This window comes from Streptomyces cellostaticus (assembly GCF_023630175.1).
Taxonomy (GTDB): Bacteria; Actinomycetota; Actinomycetes; order Streptomycetales; family Streptomycetaceae; genus Streptomyces; species Streptomyces cellostaticus_A.
The window spans coordinates 171,330-188,837 of the sequence record NZ_JALLIN010000002.1; the positions used below are offsets into that span (position 1 = coordinate 171,330).

Annotated in this window: 14 protein-coding genes, 2 tRNA genes and 2 pseudogenes; 10 read left to right on the forward strand and 8 right to left on the reverse strand. The window is 70.4% G+C overall.

Annotated elements, in window-relative coordinates:
- The first annotated feature begins 36 nt into the window (after positions 1–36).
- Positions 37–1,011: a helix-turn-helix transcriptional regulator gene (locus tag MXD57_RS01935; protein WP_250399477.1), complete on the forward strand. Its 975-nt coding sequence runs from the start codon at positions 37–39 to the stop codon at positions 1,009–1,011.
- A gap of 86 nt (positions 1,012–1,097) precedes the next feature.
- On the opposite strand, the gene MXD57_RS31950 is transcribed toward MXD57_RS01935, so the two are convergent.
- Together MXD57_RS31950 and MXD57_RS01945 are read right to left on the reverse strand one after the other, a co-directional pair.
- On the reverse strand, positions 1,098–2,006 hold the full coding sequence (locus MXD57_RS31950) for a TetR/AcrR family transcriptional regulator (RefSeq protein ID WP_374114637.1): 909 nt from the start codon (positions 2,004–2,006) through the stop codon (positions 1,098–1,100).
- A 379-nt stretch (positions 2,007–2,385) separates the two neighbouring features.
- The gene (locus MXD57_RS01945) at positions 2,386–3,384 is read right to left on the reverse strand and encodes a sigma-70 family RNA polymerase sigma factor (RefSeq protein ID WP_250399478.1); all 999 of its coding nucleotides are present in this window, start codon (positions 3,382–3,384) and stop codon (positions 2,386–2,388) included.
- 222 nt (positions 3,385–3,606) lie between these two features.
- Between MXD57_RS01945 and MXD57_RS01950 the strand changes: the two genes are divergently transcribed.
- A complete protein-coding gene (locus MXD57_RS01950; protein ID WP_250399479.1) occupies positions 3,607–4,143 on the forward strand; it encodes a GNAT family N-acetyltransferase in 537 nt (178 codons plus the stop codon).
- A gap of 19 nt (positions 4,144–4,162) precedes the next feature.
- On the opposite strand, the gene MXD57_RS01955 is transcribed toward MXD57_RS01950, so the two are convergent.
- Positions 4,163–4,975 (reverse strand): dioxygenase family protein, encoded by an 813-nt coding sequence (locus MXD57_RS01955; protein ID WP_250399480.1) that lies wholly within the window; start codon positions 4,973–4,975, stop codon positions 4,163–4,165.
- Between the two features lie 126 nt (positions 4,976–5,101).
- On the opposite strand from MXD57_RS01955, the gene MXD57_RS01960 reads away from it, so the two are divergent.
- Entirely contained in the window at positions 5,102–5,611 is a 510-nt protein-coding gene (locus MXD57_RS01960; protein WP_250399481.1) for a MarR family winged helix-turn-helix transcriptional regulator, read from the forward strand.
- Positions 5,612–5,801: 190 nt separating this feature from the next.
- Here the strand turns inward: MXD57_RS01960 and MXD57_RS01965 are convergent, their stop codons facing one another.
- Positions 5,802–7,340 (reverse strand): MFS transporter, encoded by a 1,539-nt coding sequence (locus MXD57_RS01965; protein ID WP_250399482.1) that lies wholly within the window; start codon positions 7,338–7,340, stop codon positions 5,802–5,804.
- 221 nt (positions 7,341–7,561) lie between these two features.
- Positions 7,562–8,206 (reverse strand): TetR/AcrR family transcriptional regulator, encoded by a 645-nt coding sequence (locus MXD57_RS01970; RefSeq protein WP_250399483.1) that lies wholly within the window; start codon positions 8,204–8,206, stop codon positions 7,562–7,564.
- A 258-nt stretch (positions 8,207–8,464) separates the two neighbouring features.
- Here MXD57_RS01970 and MXD57_RS01975 point away from each other — a divergent pair, with 258 nt between their 5' ends.
- Together MXD57_RS01975 and MXD57_RS01980 are read left to right on the forward strand one after the other, a co-directional pair.
- The gene (locus MXD57_RS01975) at positions 8,465–9,742 is read left to right on the forward strand and encodes a M6 family metalloprotease domain-containing protein (protein WP_250399484.1); all 1,278 of its coding nucleotides are present in this window, start codon (positions 8,465–8,467) and stop codon (positions 9,740–9,742) included.
- A gap of 377 nt (positions 9,743–10,119) precedes the next feature.
- Positions 10,120–10,195 (forward strand) — tRNA-Arg (locus MXD57_RS01980).
- Positions 10,196–10,318: 123 nt separating this feature from the next.
- Here MXD57_RS01980 and MXD57_RS01985 read toward each other — a convergent pair.
- Both MXD57_RS01985 and MXD57_RS01990 read right to left on the reverse strand, forming a co-directional pair.
- Positions 10,319–10,852, reverse strand: a complete 534-nt coding sequence (locus MXD57_RS01985) for a CbrC family protein (protein WP_250399485.1) — start codon at positions 10,850–10,852, stop codon at positions 10,319–10,321.
- A gap of 177 nt (positions 10,853–11,029) precedes the next feature.
- A pseudogene (locus MXD57_RS01990) lies at positions 11,030–11,494 on the reverse strand (tyrosine-type recombinase/integrase); the annotation flags it as partial.
- Between MXD57_RS01990 and MXD57_RS01995 the strand changes: the two are divergent.
- The 5 genes and pseudogenes from MXD57_RS01995 to MXD57_RS02015 all read left to right on the forward strand — a co-directional run.
- Positions 11,461–11,806 (forward strand): annotated as a pseudogene (locus tag MXD57_RS01995) (transposase); the annotation flags it as partial. The pseudogenes MXD57_RS01990 and MXD57_RS01995 overlap by 34 nt on opposite strands.
- A gap of 30 nt (positions 11,807–11,836) precedes the next feature.
- Positions 11,837–12,115 (forward strand): hypothetical protein, encoded by a 279-nt coding sequence (locus tag MXD57_RS02000; RefSeq protein WP_250399486.1) that lies wholly within the window; start codon positions 11,837–11,839, stop codon positions 12,113–12,115.
- 213 nt (positions 12,116–12,328) lie between these two features.
- Positions 12,329–12,967: a hypothetical protein gene (locus tag MXD57_RS02005; protein WP_250399487.1), complete on the forward strand. Its 639-nt coding sequence runs from the start codon at positions 12,329–12,331 to the stop codon at positions 12,965–12,967.
- The gene (locus MXD57_RS02010) at positions 12,964–13,455 is read left to right on the forward strand and encodes a hypothetical protein (protein WP_250399488.1); all 492 of its coding nucleotides are present in this window, start codon (positions 12,964–12,966) and stop codon (positions 13,453–13,455) included. Before MXD57_RS02005 ends, MXD57_RS02010 begins: the two co-directional genes overlap by 4 nt.
- Before the next feature lie 269 nt (positions 13,456–13,724).
- Positions 13,725–13,793 (forward strand) — tRNA-Phe (locus tag MXD57_RS02015).
- Positions 13,794–14,042: 249 nt separating this feature from the next.
- On the opposite strand, the gene MXD57_RS02020 is transcribed toward MXD57_RS02015, so the two are convergent.
- Positions 14,043–17,432, reverse strand: coding sequence for a HelD family protein (locus tag MXD57_RS02020; RefSeq protein WP_250399489.1), 3,390 nt, complete (start codon positions 17,430–17,432; stop codon positions 14,043–14,045).
- Positions 17,433–17,508: the final 76 nt, after the last annotated feature.

The window sequence follows — 17,508 nt, forward strand, 5'->3', positions numbered from 1 at the left end:
CAGATCATGTCCTAATGCTGCGCCATGCTCCTCCGTATGACGACGGACACCCCGGCCCGGCTCCTCCAGCTCCTGTCCCTCCTGCAGACGCCGCGCGAGTGGCCGGGCGGCGAGCTGGCCGACCGTCTCGGCGTGTCCCGGCGCACCGTGCGGCGCGACATCGACCGGCTGCGCGAGCTGGGCTATCCGGTGCGGGCCAGCAAGGGCTCCGACGGCGGGTACCGGCTGGTCGCGGGGAAGGCCATGCCCCCGCTGGTCCTGGACGACGAGGAGGCGGTGGCGATCGCGGTCGGACTGCGGGCCGGGGCCGGGCACGCGGTCGAGGGGGTGGACGAGGCCTCGGTTCGGGCGCTGGCCAAGCTGGAGCAGGTGCTGCCGGCCCGGCTGCGCCACCGGGTGTCCACACTGCAGGCCGCGACGACGCCGCTGACCAGCGGGGACGGGGCGAGCATCGCGCCGGAGACGCTGACGGTGATGGCGTCGGCGGTGGCGGGGCGGGAGCGGCTGCGGTTCGCCTACCGGGACAAGGAGGGCGGTGAGTCGCGGCGGCTGACGGAGCCGCACCGGCTGGTCTCCACGGGGCGGCGGTGGTACCTCGTCGCGTACGACCTGGGGCGGGAGGACTGGCGGACGTTCCGGGTGGACCGGGTGCGGGAGCCGTTCGCGACCGGCGCGCGGTTCGCTCCCCGGGAACTGCCGGAGGGGGACGCGGCGGAGTACCTGCGGCGCTCCATCCGGCGGCGGGGGCAGGACACCTACGCGTTCGAGGTGCGCTTCGCCGGTGCGCTGGAGGCGGTGGCCGCGCACGTGCCGGAGTGGATCGGGGTGCCGGAGGCGGACGGCGACGGGGGGTGCGTGCTGCGGGGGACGAGCGGGGAGCCGGTGGAGTGGCTGGCGCTGCGGCTGGCGATGGCGGGGTGCGAGTTCACGGTCCGGGGGCCGGAGGAACTCGTCTCGTGCGTGCGGCAGTTGGGAGCACGGTTGAGCCGGGCCGGGAGGGCGGGCGACTGAGGGCCGTCCCGTGCTCCCCGGCGGGTCGGCGCACGGCGTCGGATGCGGCGCATCGCGGGAGGGGAATGCGGCCCCCGGTCACAGCACTAGGCGGGCTCGGGCCAGGCGTAGTTCTCCAGGGCCGTCAGGTTTCTCAGGGCCCGGGTCGCGGGGCCGTCGGGGCCCGTGGGCGGGGAGGCGGTGGCGGCCCAGGACTCGACGGCCACGCGGATCGCCGCACCGGCCACCGCCGCCGTGAGACGGAGATGCGACTCGATCGCCGCCGGCCGGGCAACGTTGTCGTCGGTGCCGTCCCCGGAATGCCCGGGGTCCGCCGACCCCCCAGGACCCGCCGAACCCGTCGCGGTGCCCCGGTAGCCGTCGGAGCCCTCATGGCCTTCGCGGCCGTCGTTGCGCTGCTGACCCTCCGTGCCCGCGTGGCCCGCATGGGCGGCATGGCCTTCGTGGCCTTCGTGGCCTTCGTGGCCTTCGTGGCCTTCGTGGCCCTCGGAGCCCGAGGCCGACAGCCGGTCCGCCAGGGCTTCCGCGAGGGCGCACTCGGACGTACGGCAGACCTCCGCCCACACCTTCCCGAGCGCGGGGCTCGCGTCGGCCAGGCGGATCAGGGTGCGCACCGATTCCCACGAGGCCGCCGGGACGCCCACGCCGGGGTTGAGGGTGCGCTCGACCGCGTGGCGCAGCGCCTCCGGCACGGACAGAGCGGGCGGGGCGTCGCGGACCGCCCGGACGCAGAGTTCGGCGCCCGCCGCGTACAACGGCGCCACCGCCTCCTCCTTGGAGGCGAAGTAGCGGTAGAACGTGCGCGGGGCGACGCCCGCGGCCTGGGCGATGTCCTCCGCGCGGGTGGCGCGCAGACCATGGCGCACGAAGAGCGCGGCCGCCGCGCGGGCGATCTCCATGCGGGTCTCCGCCTTGCGGCGTTCGGTCAGCGACATCGGGGCGGTGGCGGAAACAGGCTGGTGGGGGGTGTTGCCGGTGGTGCTGGGGGTGCTCACCCCGGCAGGCTATGCCGGTGTGGCAGAATCTGCCATTCGAGCGGGCCACCCCGGGGTTCAGGTACGGGGTGGCCCGCTGTTCCAGCATGCGGCCGGGCCCCGGCGCCTGGGGGGGATAGGCGCCGGGGCCCGGCTCTTGAACGTTCCGCCGCCGGGGGGGATGACGTCGGAACGTGGCTCACGCGTCGAGTACCCGACCGGTGCTCGTCGTGCGGCATGTGGGGGTGGGTGCTTCGGCTGGGAGTGCGGCCCCTCGGTTCAAGTCCAACTCTTGGGCCCGCAGTGGTTTTTCCCTCGGGCCCCGGAGTTGAAGCGACGGTACCGCGCCATGTTTGCGCCGTCTTTCGCCACCGGGTGTGCGCGGTCGTACGCCGGCCGGTCAGGCCGCCGCGTCGAAACCGGTGCCGCGGGCGAGCTTCTTCAGTTCGAGCAGCGCGTGCTTCTCGATCTGCCGGATGCGCTCCCGGGTCAGGCCGTGCTCCTTGCCGACCTCGGTCAGCGTGCGCTCGCGGCCGTCCTCGATGCCGTACCGCATCTTGATGATGGAGGCCGTGCGCTGGTCCAGGCGGCCGATCAGGTCGTCCAGTTCCTCGCTGCGCAGGAGCGTGAGCACCGACTGCTCGGGAGACACCGCCGAGGTGTCCTCCAGCAGGTCGCCGAACTGGGTCTCGCCCTCGTCGTCCACGGGCATGTTCAGCGAGACCGGGTCACGGGACCAGTCGAGCACGTCGGTCACGCGTTCCGGCGTCGAGCCCAGCTCACCGGCGATCTCCGCCGGCTCCGGCTCGCGCCCGTGCTCGCGGTTGAACTCGCGCTGGATCCGGCGGATGCGCCCCAGTTCCTCCACCAGGTGGACGGGCAGCCGGATCGTGCGGGACTGGTCGGCTATCGATCGGGTGATCGCCTGGCGGATCCACCAGGTGGCGTACGTCGAGAACTTGAAGCCCTTGCGGTAGTCGAACTTCTCGACGGCACGCACCAGACCGGCGTTGCCCTCCTGGATCAGGTCCAACAGCGGCAGGCCGCTGCGCGGGTAGCGCCGGGCCACCGCCACGACCAGGCGGAGGTTGGAGCGGATGAAGACGTCCTTGGCCCGCTCACCGGCGTCGACGAGCGCCTGCAGTTCCTCGCGGGTGGCGTCCGACTTCGACTCCTCCTCGCCTTCGAGGACCTGTCGCGCGAACACGCCCGCCTCGATGGTCTGGGACAGTTCGACCTCCTTGGCGGCGTCGAGCAGCGGCGTACGCGCGATCTCGTCGAGGTACATGCCGACCAGGTCGCGGTCGGCGATCTCGCCGGCGTGGGCGCGGACACTGCCTGCCGAGTCGGCCGTCTCGCCGGTGGCGGACTTACGACGGGCGACGGCACGGGTTGCCATGCGTGCTCCCTTGCGATGGTGGGCTGGCGGGTGGTCCTTCGAACGCTCGGCATCGAACGGGTTCGTCTTGCGGTTCTGTTCCCTTACGGATCTGTTCCTTGGGACTCTCCTCGAGTGCCCTGCATCCGAGGGAAACAACGACTGGAATCCGGACAGAATTCCCAACCCGGCCCTCAATTTTTCTGATCATGCAGTACCCTGTCGGCCACGCGGGGAGGCGCGATGCCGTCGGCACACACAGAGGTGCAGGTCAGACCGGGGACCGAGGGGGATCTCGATGTCCTCACGGAGATCTACAACCACTACGTGCGTGAGACAACGATCACGTTCGACACGGCCGTCCTCACCACGGAAGAGCGCCGCCCTTGGCTGCTCTCCCACCCGGAAGACGGCCCGTACCGCCTGATGGTTGCCACGGCGGCGGACTCACAGGAGATTCTGGGGTACGCCACATCCAGCCCTTACCGCACGAAGCCCGCGTACCGCACCTCCGTGGAGACCACCGTGTACGTCGCCCCGGACTCCGGCCGCCGCGGCGTCGGCACCCTGCTCTACGGCGCCCTCTTCGAGGCCCTGGCCGGTGAGGACCTGCACCGCGCCTACGCGGGGATCGCGCAGCCGAACGAGGCCTCACGGCGGCTGCACGCCTGCTTCGGCTTCCGCCACGTCGGCACCCACCGGGAAGTGGGCCGCAAGTTCGGCCGCTACTGGGACGTGGCCTGGTACGAGAAGGATCTCCGGCGGGCACCCCGCGGGTAGGCACCGCGCGCACGCGCACTCACCCGAACTGCAGCGACCGCTTCGCCAGCCCCATCCAGAACCCGTCGATCACCGACTCCTGGGTGTCGGGTCCGTCGCCCGCCCCGGCCGCGCCCATGGCCACGAAGAGCGGGGCGAAGTGCTCGGTGCGCGGGTGCGCGTAGCGGCCCGCCGGGGCCTTGTGGAGGAAGTCCAGCAGGGCGTCCCAGTCGCGGGCCTCCAGGGCCCGGCGGCCCCAGTCGTCGAACTCGGCGGACCAGGCCGGCACACCGTGGCCGGCGTGCCGCAGGGCGGCGAGGTTGTGGGTGAAGAAGCCGGAGCCCACGATCAGCACGCCCTCGTCGCGCAGCGGGGCGAGCCTGCGGCCGATGTCCATCAGCCGGACCGGGTCGAGGGTCGGCATGGAGATCTGCAGCACCGGGACGTCGGCGTCCGGGAACATCTCGACGAGCGGCACGTAGGCACCGTGGTCGAGGCCGCGCTCGGGGAGGTCCTGGACCGGGGTGCCGGGGGCGCGCAGCAGCTTGCGCACGGATCCGGCCAGCCCGGGCGCGCCGGGGGCGTCGTACCGGACCCGGTAGTAGCGCTCGGGGAAGCCCCAGAAGTCGTGGACGAGGGGGACGGTCTCGACGGCACCGAGGGCGAGCGGGGCCTCCTCCCAGTGGGCGGAGACCATGAGGATCGCCCTGGGGCGCGGCAGACGGGCCGACCAGGCGGCGAGCTCGCCCGGCCAGACGGGATCGTCGGCGAGCGGCGGGGCGCCGTGACTGAGGTAGAGGGCGGGCATGCGCTCGCGCCCGGCGGCGGACGTCTCCTGTGGTGCGGCGGACATGGCGGCGGCTCCCGGTGCTCGGCCCCTCGGGGACGCGCCCCAAGATGCTTTAAGTCTCAAGCTCTTCGGTTCAGGCTACGCCCGACTTGTTCAAGTTTCAAGGAGGCGCCTCGTACAGTGGGACGCATGAACACGGCAACGGACTCCGCCGGCCGGCACCGCTGGCTCACCGACGAGGAGCAGCGCGTCTGGCGCGCCTACCTGCACGCGACCACCCTGCTCGAGGACCACCTCGACCGGCAGCTCCAGCGGGACGCGGGCATGCCGCACATCTACTACGGCCTCCTCGTGGCCCTCGCCGAGGCACCGCGCCGCCGGCTGCGGATGACCGAGCTGGCGATGAAGTCCAAGATCACGCGTTCCCGGCTGTCCCACGCGATCGCCCGGCTGGAGAAGAACGGCTGGGTCCGCCGCGAGGACTGCCCCTCCGACAAGCGCGGTCAGTTCGCGGTACTCACCGAAGAGGGCGCCGAGGTACTGCGACGCACCGCGCCCGGCCACGTGACCGCCGTACGCCAGGCGCTGTTCGAGCGACTGACCCCGCAACAGCAGAAGGCCCTCGGCGAGATCATGGAGATCGTCGCCGAGGGCCTCCAGCCCAACGAAGCGGGTGCGGACCTCCCCTGGCTCCGCTAGTGCTGTGACCGGAAAGGTTCACCGGCTCGCGGCGTCCGGCACGGCACTATGAGCGTCCCTGGCTCCGCCCGCGCCGTGAGGCCGGCGGATCAGGCCGGCCGCGGGCGCCCCGCGGCCGCGGCGTCGTCCGCCGCCGGACCGGCCGGGCCCACCGTGCGGGGCGCACGGTGGGCCGTCGCCGCACGGCGGGTCAGTGGGCCACCACCGGCACCGGCACCGCGTCCTCGACGCCCTCGCCGGAGGCGACCGGGGCGGAGCCCGGGCGGCCGGCGTTGACGAAGGTGAAGGCGATCAGCGCGGCGAGGGCCAGGATGCCGACGGCGAACCAGATCGCCGTGCTGTAGCCGTGCACCATGCCCTGCAGGCCCACGAGCTGCTGCTGCGGCTTGGTGGCCGCACCGGCGATGTGGTCCTTGATGTACGAGGTCTTCGCGGACGCGGCGATGGTGTTCAGCAGGGCGGTGCCGATCGCGCCGCCCACCTGCTGCGAGGTGTTGACCATCGCGGAGGCGACACCGGCGTCCCGGGCCTCGACGCCCGAGGTCGCCAGCGACATGGCCGGCATGAACGCCGTGCCCATACCGAGACCGAGCAGCACCATCGCGGGCAGCAGCAGCGTCGCGTACGACGAGCCGATCTCGAGCTGCGTCAGCAGCAGCATGCCGAACCCGGCGACCAGGAAGCCGGGGCCCATCAGCAGCCGGGCCGGGACACGGGTCATCAGGCGGGTGCCGATCTGGGTGGAGCCGGTGATCATGCCGGCCACCATCGGCAGGAACGCGAAGCCGGTCTTGACCGGCGAGTAGCCCTTCACGATCTGCAGGTAGTAGGTCAGGAAGAGGAACAGGCCGAACATGCCGATGATCGCGAGGCCGAGGGAGAGGTAGATGCCACCGCGGTTGCGGTCGGTGACCACGCGCAGCGGCAGCAGCGGGGCCTTGACCCGGGACTCGACCAGCACGAAGGCGAGGAGCAGCACCGCGGACGCGATGAACATCGCGACGGTCACGGTGTCGCCCCAGCCGTCGGACTCGGCGCGGGTGAAGCCGTAGACGAGCGCGAACAGGCCGAGGCTGGAAAGGACCACGCCGGGGACGTCGAGCGGGGAGCGGTTACGGCCGCCCTCCGGCTCACGGATGACGAACCAGGCGCCGAGCGCGGCGACGACGGCGAACGGGACGTTCACGAAGAAGGTCCAGCGCCAGTCCAGGTACTCCGTGAGGAAGCCGCCGAGGATCAGGCCGACGGCGCCGCCACCACCGGCGATCGCGCCGTAGATGCCGAACGCCTTGGCGCGCTCCTTGGCGTCGGTGAACATCACGGCGAGCAGGGACAGCGCGGCCGGGGCGAGCAGGGCGCCGAAGACACCCTGCAGGGCGCGGGCACCGAACATCATCGCGCCGGTGGTGGCGGCACCGCCGAGCGCGGAGGCGGCGGCGAAACCGCCGAGGCCCAGCACGAAGGCGCGCTTGCGGCCCCAGAGGTCGGCGACGCGGCCGCCGAAGAGCAGCAGACCACCGAAGGCGAGCGCGTAGGCGGTGACGACCCACTGCCGGTTGCCGTCGGATATGCCCAGGTCGGCCTGGGCGGAGGGCAGTGCGATGTTCACGATGGTGGCGTCGAGGACGACCATGAGCTGGGCGAGCGCGATGAAGACGAGCGCTTTCCAGCGGTTGGCGTCACCGCTCGGTGCGGTGGCCCCGGGAGCCTTGAGGGATGTTTCGGACATGGAGGTACCCACTTCGGGACTTCGTGACGGAAAAAGACGTAGGTATCGGGCGGCGCGTCGGCAGCGACGACGACGGCCGGAAGCTCGGTCTCCGGCAAGGTGCGGCCGGCGGCACCACGGCGCTCTGGGTGCCGCGGTGCGGTGAGTACGACGAGTCGGGACCGGCGGGCGGCCCCGAATCGGTCGGGCTGATCGGTCGGGCTGATCGGTCGGCAGATCGGTCAGGCTTTGCGGAGGTCCTCCATGGTCACGGCCGTTCCGGGCAGGACGGTGCGGCCCGGAGCCCGCAGACCGTCCAGGAACAGCTGAAGATGACGGTGTGTGAAGCGGTCGACGCTGCAGCAGTCCGTGCCGGCGGGCGGTCGGCTGAGCTGGGCGACGGCGACCATCAGGTCACCGACACCCACGTCCGTGCGGAGCAGTCCGGCCGCCTTGGCCCGGTCCATGAGGTCCTCGACGATGCGCTCGACGCGCTCCCTCGCGGCCTCGAGATCGGGGTGGTGCTGGTCGAAGGTGCTGGTGACCATCGGGCACAGGGCGCTGATCCGCTCGTCCGCGGCGGCGTGCACGAAGCGCTCCAGCGCCTCGAACCCGTCACCGCTCTCGGACAGCGCCCGCTCGGCGACCCGTACGGTCCGGTCCAGGACCGAGCAGACGACCTCGCGGACGAGGGCGTCGCGGTCCGGGAAGTTGCGGTACACCGTGGCATTGCCGACACCGGCCCGGCGGGCGATCTCGTCGAACGGCACGTCCGGACCGTGTTCGACGAACATCTCCCGGGCGGCCGTGACGATCCGCTCCCGGTTGCGCAGGGCGTCGGCACGCGGCCGCGACACCTTGCGCGGTGCGGGGAGGGAGGTCTGCACGGCGTACTCCTGGTCTGGGTGACTCTGGCGATCCGGGGAATGGCTCCCCGTTTCGCGTGGACACAGGTCTAAACGGGGAACGCGTCCCCGGTTATTTCCCCCTCGCCGAAAACATTCCCGTGACCTGGCTCACACCTGCCGCACGGGGGATTCCCACGATCGGCCGCTCCAGCGCGCGCCCTCCGGCCCCTCGCCCCAGGGTGATCACAAGGGTGCAGTCGTCAGACCTGCGGCTGCCGTGGAGCGGGAGGTCCATGCATGCAGCCGCCGTCGCCCCGCCGCCGCATACGCCCGCGCCGGGCGGCCGCCCTGGCCTCGGTGACCATCCTGACCCTGGCGGTCAGCACCTCGGCCGGAACGGGGCAGCTCACGCCCTCCTCCGCCGCCGGGCCGGCCGGCCTGGTCCGCTCCTCCGCCCTCTCCCCCTGCATGATCCGCGGCGGCATGGACGTCCAGATGACGGAAGGCGTCCCCACCCCGGTCGGTTACTCCCGCTCCACCGGCACGGTCCGCGCCCTGACCCTGATGATCGACTTCTCCGACGCCCCCGGCCAGGGCAGCGCCCAGGACCGCTTCCACGAGTTCTTCCCGCAGACCCAGGAATGGTTCCGCACGGCGTCCTACGGCCGTCTCGACTACCGCCCCGAGACCCCGATACCCGGCTGGCTGCGCATGCCGAAGCCGTTCAGGGCCTACGGCATAGAGCGCGGCGCACCCTTCGACCCCGGCTACCGGCAGCTCGTGCAGGACATGGTGGCCGCCGCCGACCCCGATGTGGACTTCCGCTCGTACGACCTGCTGAACGTGCTGGTCACCCCCAACGCCGGCCCCTCCGCCCTGGACACGGTGCTCTCCGTGACCTTCGCCGGCAACTCCGACGCCCCGGTCGCCGACGGCGTCGTCGTCGCCAACGCGTCCTTCGTCTACTCCCGCCAGGACGACGGCTCCGGCTCCTACGACCGCACCGGCTACCGGGTGCTCCCGCACGAGAACGGCCACACCTTCGGACTGCCCGACCTCTACACCCAGGAGGGCGGCTCGGCGGTGGGGCACTGGGACATCATGAGCGAGGACTGGGGCGTCAACAACGACCTCCTCGGCTGGCACAAGTGGAAACTGGGCTGGCTGGACGGCACCCAGGTCGGCTGCGCCGCCCGCCCCGGGCGCACCGACTACACCCTGACACCCCTGTACCGGCCGGGCGGCGGGAAGCTGGTCCTCATACCCATAGACCGGCGCAGCGCCTACGCCCTGGAACTGCGCGCGCCGGGGGGCAACGACGAGGCGATCTGCGAGCCGGGCGTCCTCATCTACAAGGTCGACGCCACCGTGGACACCGGGCGCGGTCCGATAACGGTCTACGACGCACACCGGCACAGCGGCGGCTGCACGCGCAGCCCCAACGTCCAGACCGAACTCTCCGACGCCCCGTTCACCACCGGGGAGTCCTTCAAGGACCCGGGCCACGGCATAACGGTCGAGGTGAGGGCCACGGGGCACGACGGCGAGTTCCGGGTGCGGGTCACTCGGCGGTAGCGGGGCGGGGGCGATGCGGGGCAGCGGGGATGGGGGGATGGGGGCTGGGGAATAGAGGGGGCGGAGGCGTTGCGGGGCAGGGCGCGACGCGGTTCAGCGGAGCGCAACAGCGGGGGCGGCAGGAGGCGGGGGCGACAGGGGGCCGGCGGCGCGGGGAACGACGCGGAGCAGCGGGCGGGGCGGTCGCCGCGGTGAACGCGGCCACGCACGCGGCCCGCCGCACCTTCCAGAGCCGCGTGACGGACCTCAAGCCCGCGCTCCGCTGTACCGCCGACCGCATCCGGGCGGACCTCCACACCGTCTCCCACTGCACCCACGTCCCCCGGACCTGATCCACCACGCCACCCCGATCCGGTACCCTGTGGACCGAGCACAGCGCCTTCGTAGCTCAGGGGATAGAGCACCGCTCTCCTAAAGCGGGTGTCGCAGGTTCGAATCCTGCCGGGGGCACCAGCCAAGAGGCCCCGGACCGATCATGGTCCGGGGCCTTTGACATCCACTTCTGACATCAACGGGGGCGGCCACTGTCGCCTGCAGCCTCATCGGCTACCGCAGACTCGCCGAGGCAGACGATCTTCAGGATGCGTCCGCGTAGGCGAGGTGGACCCCACAGACGGTGCAACGGAAGAGCAGGGCAGTCGCCCCCTCGCCCAGGTGGTTCAAGAAGTGCTCAAGCTGGCTTTCGTCGTGCCAGCCCTCCCTGCGCATGTCGGCCCGCAATTGGTCGAGGGCCTCCGGATGCGCCGCCAACCCGGCGTACCCGACTTCGCCCACGAAGGCCGCCGCGTCGTGGCAGTGGACGAGCCAGTGCGGATCCTGCCAGGAGTGGAAGCCAGGTGTGCGGCGGGTGACCTCATGCAAGACGTCCTCGCTGACGCCGTCGAGCCCGTAGGAGTCGGTGAATTCACCCGCGAAGCGTTCAGCCGCGCTCCCGTCCGCGATACACCACGGGCAGAAAGGTCCGCGGACCTCGTGGGCGGTGTAGAAGGTTGCTGTGTATATCCAGCCCGTGCTGCGGCTGCAGCAGGCGCACCTCTCGGCGGACGCACGGATGGACCCGCTGGCGAGGGGGTCTGGGTGATAGCGGAAAAAGGGCAGGCCGTCGTTCATCGCCGCTTCTTGACCTGTGCCTCGGTGGCCATGCCTTCCGATCTCATGGAGGGCAGTCTGTCCACAACGAGGTATGGGATCAAGCGGCGGCGTCGGACTCCTGCCGGCCACGTCCCAAGGCCCCAGACCGATCATGGTCCGGGGCCCTCGATACAGATGTGACTTCAACTCCGTCGGTCACTCACGACCGGGACGCCTCCGCAGCAGCCGGTCCATGTGACTCATGGCCTCGCGCTGGGTGTCCTGCACAACGTGCGTGTACACGTCCATGGTGATGCTGATCTGTGAGTGGCCCAGGATCTCCATCACCACGCGGGGCGCGACACCGGCTGCCGTGAGGAGCGTGGCCGTACCGTGGCGAGCGTCGTGCAGCCGGATATCGCGGAGGCCGGCGGACTGGGCGACGCGGGTGAAGGAGCGGTAGACGTTCCGCGGCTCGACCGGGCGACCCGTCCGGGTCGTGAAGACGTGGTCCGACTCGCGCCAGGTCTCCCCCGCTTTCGCCCGAGCCGCCGCCTGCCGCAGCCGGTGCCAGCGCAGCGGCACGATGCAGAGCGCCGGCGGCGGGACAACCCGACGGCGACGGCTCTTGGGGTCGTCGTCGTACAACACGCCCCGACGCCGCTGCGTCTGCTGCCGGACTGGTCCCCGTCCCACGCGACTCCGGCCGCCGCACCGGCAACCTGCACTGCCCCAAGCGCTACAGCCCGCCGCCTGCGCAGAGTCTTCTACCTCTCCGCGCAGACCAGCATCATCCGCGAAGGCCCCAACCTCGACTACTACTTGAAGAAGCGGAGCGAGGGCTGCAAGCACGTCCAGGCCGTCATCGCCCTCGCTCGCCGACGTGTCGATGTCCTATGGGCCCTCCTGCGCGACGGCAGACCCTTCGCTCTCCACCCACCCGTCGCCCAAGCTGCTCAAACGGGCCAGCGCACCCCGCATACCTGGCGATAGCCTGCGGGCCACACCAGAAAGGCGGGTCCAGTGGGCTTCGACGCAGAACGCTCAGCGCGCATCGCTGCCATGCAGGAAACCGCCCGGCCCGTCTGGGAGGCAAGCGGCGACACGGACGCGCTCCAGCAGTTCCTCAGGGACAACGGGTGCCACGGAGTGGAAGCCGTGTTCGTGACCGTGGGCCTACTGAACTGCGATCTTGCCGAGGCTCAACGAGCCCTCTTCAAGGCCCCATGCCGCGACGCCGAACTCCGCTTCCACAACCACGCCATGGACCTACTCGAAGAGGCCGCCGACATGGACGCCTGACAGCACCAACAGCCGGCGGAACCTCTTGACTCAGCCGTTGAGACTCCACCGACCTCGGGTTCCGGGCTTCCACTTCAAGGCGAAGAGCGCCGATCGACGGCCAACCTCAAGTCCCCCTCAGGACATCGGGCATGCACTTGTTGCACGCATGTCGTCACGCCTAGTGTTCAAGCGTTCGATCGTCACGGGGGCGGTCCACCGGAAAGGTGTCACATGGGCATCGGTTCACGGCGCGCATTGACCAGCGCTGCCACTGCTGCGCTGCTTTTGTGCTGCGCTGCTGCGGGTACCGCCGCGGCTGAAGAGGCGCCAGTTGATGACAGGGCCGTATCCGCGGACCAGACGACGGAAATCAACGACAGGCAGCGGTGGGAGGACGAGACCGACCAGCCGCTTCAGGAGAGCGAACCGCGTGTGTGTAGCGGTTCGCAGACATGGTACGAATTCTCATCGAAGAAGGCATACCACGTACCTTCCTGGTGGAACGGCACCAAATACAAGGATGGGCCAGGCGGCACAATGTCGGTATCCGTCACCAAGAGTGGCACCATCACACTCGAAGTCTCGGGTAGTGGCGAGTGGTCGGCCGGTGCGATCCTCGCAAAGGCCAAGACCACGATTTCCGTCAAGGTGGCTGGCAGCGTATCCGTCACCACAGGCCATACCTACAGTCACGACATCGGCAGGAACAAATACGGCCACTTGCAGTACGGTTCCTGGGGCTACAAGGTGAACTGGAAGAGGTACCAGTCTGTTGGCAGCGGCTGCGGAGCACCTCGCGAGATTGGCCACGGTACGGCGATCCTGCCGACCAAGGAAACCGGCTGGAAGTACTGGGAAACCAAGTCATGACCTATTCGAGCCCGCGGTCCGCCCGGCTCGCCGGATGCGCTGTGGTGGTGTCGGCGTTCCTGCTCACCTCGTGCACGACGTCCGGAAGCGGTGGGGACAGCGCAGCGAAATCTTCACCATCGTCTTCGACCTCCCCTCGCAAGGTACCTGAGCCGTCAGAGAAAAAGCTCACCGAGCAGGCTCAGTCGGCCCTCGCCGCCGCCCATAGCGGGACACTGGTCGAGGCTGGCGTGGAACGCGTGACCGACGGTATCCACACCGAGCCCGGACTCAGCAAAGGAAAGACCTACCGGCTCAACCTGGTGTGTGCTGGTAGCGGGAGCGCGCAGTTGGAGTTCGTGCCCGCGAACGCGGGCTCCAAGGCCGCGGTGCCATGCGATGAGTCAGTGGTTCAGCAGCGCATCACCGCGGACAGGCTGGTCCGCATCAACGTTGACGGCGCCAAAGGAGCAACCGGCGTGATCGCTTGGCAGATCGACGCCCTGTGAGCTGAGCAAACGGTCCCCGCACCGGCAGCGCCGCTGCGGGGGCCGATCCGTACAGCAACCACAGCGACCGACCATGGTCTACAAGCGCTCTGAGAGACCGAACGGCGGCCTGTACGGCTCTCGGTGACCGAACTCTGCAGAGCTACGGATCAGTAGGCTTCTGACCTCCACGGCTGACGACGCCGGACGGGAGTGCTGCGCCTTTCTGATATCCGCGAGCGACATCAACGGCACCGGATGGGTCTGGCGTGGCCAGCGTGGCCGGTTCGGTCCCCGATGATGCCTAGGGGATCGCACTCCTAAAACGGGTGTCGCAGGTTCGAATCCTGCCGGGGGCACAACGTGTTACCGCTCTGAACTGGGGTCTATCCCCCCGGGAGGGCTCCTGTTCGGCCTCGGACTCCTCGTCCGGGGCCGTTTGCGTGAGCGGACGGGGAGTTGATCCCCCGAAGTCTCTCCAGCGGATAAGCATCATCCGGCACGGGCTCCGGCCCGGTCTTCTCCGGGCCATAGGGATCTGGCTCCGCTTCGAGCACCCCAGGAGCGCACGAGCGGGCACGGAAGAACCGCGCTTGTGTCGAAAGTCGTTACGCCTCTCCGGAGCCCAGGGCGGCTTCCGCGTCGTGGCCGCCCCAACTGTCGGGAGTACGCCACAGGACCTGAACCCCGAAGACACCGAACACGGTGTCGGCCGACCAGTCCTCGGCGGGCGGCTCGGAGAGCACCAGGTAGAGGCGGTCGGCAGGAGCGGACAGGGTGTGGTTGATCTCCAGGAGGCGGGTGGCTCCCGCGCGGAGGTCGGCGTAGGTGGAGCAGCCGGCACCGAGGACCTCGTAGAGGAAGTGGCCGTCGTCCGCGATCCGGCTGACGTCGACGACCGGGGAGTCGGTCGGCTGCAGGTCCTCCCAGAGCAGGGCGGCCTTGAGTGCATGCCGTACCGCCTCGTGCTTTCTGCACGTGCGGTCGGCGGTCGCCGCGCTCTGCAGCGAGTGCAGAAGCCCCTGCGCTGGTGCGGGCGTGGCGGGCAGGTCTTCGGCGGGGGTCACGGGCTCGGTTTCCTTCTGCTCGGACTGATGTTCAGCGGTGGAGGGTGCGTCGTCGGTTTCGGGTTCGCCCGTGGCGACCCGGTTCTGGAGGGCCTCCCGGGCTTCGTGCAGGGCCTGGGCCCAGCCGGCGCGTCCCAGGTCCGTCTGGACGCGGTTCAGGTCCAGGTCGCCGTCCTTGAGCATGCGGTTGGTGTGCGCCGCGAGATCGCGCAGGAGGCTGAGGCGGTGCTTGTCCGGGGATCCGAGCACGCGACGCACGTCCACCCAGTCCGCCTGGTCGCGGCGGAGGACGCGGTTGGCCATACCCTTGAGCTCGGACAGACGATCACGGGCGTTCTCCGGAACGGTTCCGTCACCGTTGGTCAGTTCGTCGAGAACGCTGATCGCCGCCAGGTAGCGTTCCGCCATTCTCGGCGAGATGGGCTGGCGGCCACGCTGGTCCGCGGTGAGCAGGCAGTGGTTCGTCTCGTGAGCGAACACCCAGCAGTCCAGTACGGCGCCGGGACGCGGGGGCACCGAGCCGTGGCGGACGGTCAGGACCAGAGGGACGTCGATCGCGGGCGACAGGACCTTGACCCTGTACCGGCCACCGGGTGCCCGGCCGGTCACGCGGACTCGGACGTCCGTACCGATGTCGGGGACGTCAGCGTCTGCCATGCCTGGTTCGCCTTCGGTGGATGCTGGTTCGGTACTGCTGCCGTCGGTGTTCGTGAGGGCCTCCGGGAGCGGGGGCGTGTGCAGGACGGTCAAGCTCTGGGTGCTGCGGGTGAGCGCGACGTACAGCTGGCGCAGTCCGGCCGGGCCCCGGTCGGCGATGGTGGCGGGTTCGACGACGAGGACGTGGTCGTACTCCATGCCCTTCGCCTGGGCGGCGGCCAGCACGGACACCGCCTCGCGTCCCTGCTCGGTGATGCCCTCGGCCAGGTCCAGCTGGCGGCTGATCTCGTCGAGCCAGCCGGAGTCGTCGGGGACGATGACCGCCACGGAGCGCAGGGTGTGTCCGTCGCTGGTGCCGATGAGGCGGGTGGCTTGGGCCACGGTGTCGCCGAGGAGTTTCCACGGCTCGGTCGCGACCGTGCGTACGGCGTCCTCTCCCGCCGCACGCACGGCCTGCGGGTACGGCAGCGTGGGGGCGACGGTACGGGCCAGGGGGGCGACGAACTCCATGATCTCGGCGGGCACGCGGTAGCTGGTGTTCAGCTCGGCCACGCGCCAGTCGCCGTGGTCGGACAGGAGGGTGCCGAGGCGCTCCCAGTCGGTGTGGGTGTGGGGGCCGGTGGCCTGGGCGAGGTCACCGAGGATGGTCATGGAGCCCTGCGCGGCGGAGCGCCGGCGCAGGGAGCGGGCCTGCATGGGTGTCAGGTCCTGTGCCTCGTCGACGACGATGTGCCCGTACCGCTGCGGGGTCTCCCCGGTGATGAGATACCGCAGTTCTTCGAGGCAGACCCGATCGTCGAGCGTCCAGGGATCGGCGTCGGCCGTGTCGGCCCGAGGACGGCGCAGAGCGGCCTGCTCCGAGGCGTCGAGAACGCCCTCGGTGCAGGTGCGCAGGAGGTCTTCGGAGTCGTAGAGGGTGCGGAGGGCTTCCCTGGCGCCGGGCGAAGGCCAGACGCGTTCGATGAGGCGCTCGACCTGACGGTTGCGTTCCAGGTCGCGGCGGATCGTGTCGTCGCGGCTGCGGCGAGGGGCGACGGCGACGAGTTCCCGCAGCAGGCGGTCGACGAGCAGCCCGCGGAAGCGGTCGCGGCGCTCACGGTAGGAGCCGTCGCCTTGGCGCACGTCTTCGAGGAGCGAAAGCATTTCGGAGCGCGGGACACGCAGGGTCGTGCTGCCGACGGTGACGGTGAGCTCAGGCTTGGCCCCCTCGTAAGAGGCAGTGGTGGTGAACTCGTCGACGGCCTCGGGACGGCACTCGATCTCGACGCGCCGCCGCAGGACGGCCGCCATACGCTCGTCGGACTTCACCACCCGCGCCCGGGGGGTGTCGGTGCCGAGGACCTCGCCGTCCCACAGACGGGTCACCTGCACTGCGTTGACGTTCCGGGTGCCGAGCGTGGGCAGCACCTGGCTCACGTAGTCCAGGAACCGCTGGTGGGGGCCGACGACGAGGATGTCCTGGGCTTTGAAGTGCCCGTTGTTGACGAGCCAGGTCACGCGGTGCAGACCGACCGCCGACTTGCCCGTACCCGGGCCGCCCTGCACCACGAGGATGTCCGAGGGCGAGCCGGTGACCAGGGCCATCTGGTCGCGGCGGATGGTCTCGACGATGTCCCGCATGCTGCCGCTGCGCGAGCGCTGAAGCTCACGCAGGAGGAAGTCGTCCGGCTGCAGCGGCTTCTGGCGCTGGACGCGGGCGATGTCGGCGGGTGTGGGGACGGGCGGGCTCGGTGCTCCCTCCTTCTGCGTGACGGTGGCCGGCGCCGTGGGCTGGGCCTCCCGCTGGGCGTCGTCTGCCGCCGGCCGTGGCTGCGGGACGGGGGCGGCGGCAGTGATCTCGTCGAAGTAGTCCTCGACGACACGCTGTACACAGCGCAGTCGCCGCCGCAGGAGCACCTCGCCCGGGGCATCGGGCAGCGCCTCGAACCACTTCTTGGCCAGCCGACTGGTCCACGGTACGACGACGGTGTCGCGGGTACGGACGTCGGAAACGGCACGTCGGCCGACGTACCAGGTCTTGGGCCCCCTGCCCGGCTCGTCCTCGTCCGGTGCGTCGACGCGGCCGATGACCAGCGACTCGTTGCCGAGTCCGTCGTATGCCGCGGCCCGCTCCTCGGCCACGATCCGGTTGGCGACGCTGTCCTTGCCGCTGGCGGAGGCCAGGGCGACCGAGCCCCCGGTCATTTCGGCCAGCCGCGCGGCATAGCAGTCGTAGGCGCGGTCCACCGCCTTCTGCTCGACGGCGATGATCTCGTTGCGCGTGGTGGTGCCCATGTACATATCCCCTCCCCTTGCAGCACCCCGGAGGGCGCTGCGACGGGCATACGCCCGGCCCCGTCGAAATAACTAT

Coding starts and splice junctions, on each gene's coding strand:
- MXD57_RS01965 (WP_250399482.1), bottom strand. CDS start 7,340: ATGTCCGAAACATCCCTCAAGGCTCCCGGGGCCACCGCACCGAGCGGT.
- MXD57_RS02010 (WP_250399488.1), top strand. CDS start 12,964: ATGACCTATTCGAGCCCGCGGTCCGCCCGGCTCGCCGGATGCGCTGTG.
- MXD57_RS01960 (WP_250399481.1), top strand. CDS start 5,102: ATGAACACGGCAACGGACTCCGCCGGCCGGCACCGCTGGCTCACCGAC.
- MXD57_RS02005 (WP_250399487.1), top strand. CDS start 12,329: ATGGGCATCGGTTCACGGCGCGCATTGACCAGCGCTGCCACTGCTGCG.
- MXD57_RS01950 (WP_250399479.1), top strand. CDS start 3,607: ATGCCGTCGGCACACACAGAGGTGCAGGTCAGACCGGGGACCGAGGGG.
- MXD57_RS02020 (WP_250399489.1), bottom strand. CDS start 17,432: ATGGGCACCACCACGCGCAACGAGATCATCGCCGTCGAGCAGAAGGCG.
- MXD57_RS01935 (WP_250399477.1), top strand. CDS start 37: ATGACGACGGACACCCCGGCCCGGCTCCTCCAGCTCCTGTCCCTCCTG.
- MXD57_RS01985 (WP_250399485.1), bottom strand. CDS start 10,852: ATGAACGACGGCCTGCCCTTTTTCCGCTATCACCCAGACCCCCTCGCC.
- MXD57_RS01955 (WP_250399480.1), bottom strand. CDS start 4,975: ATGTCCGCCGCACCACAGGAGACGTCCGCCGCCGGGCGCGAGCGCATG.
- MXD57_RS01975 (WP_250399484.1), top strand. CDS start 8,465: ATGCAGCCGCCGTCGCCCCGCCGCCGCATACGCCCGCGCCGGGCGGCC.
- MXD57_RS01945 (WP_250399478.1), bottom strand. CDS start 3,384: ATGGCAACCCGTGCCGTCGCCCGTCGTAAGTCCGCCACCGGCGAGACG.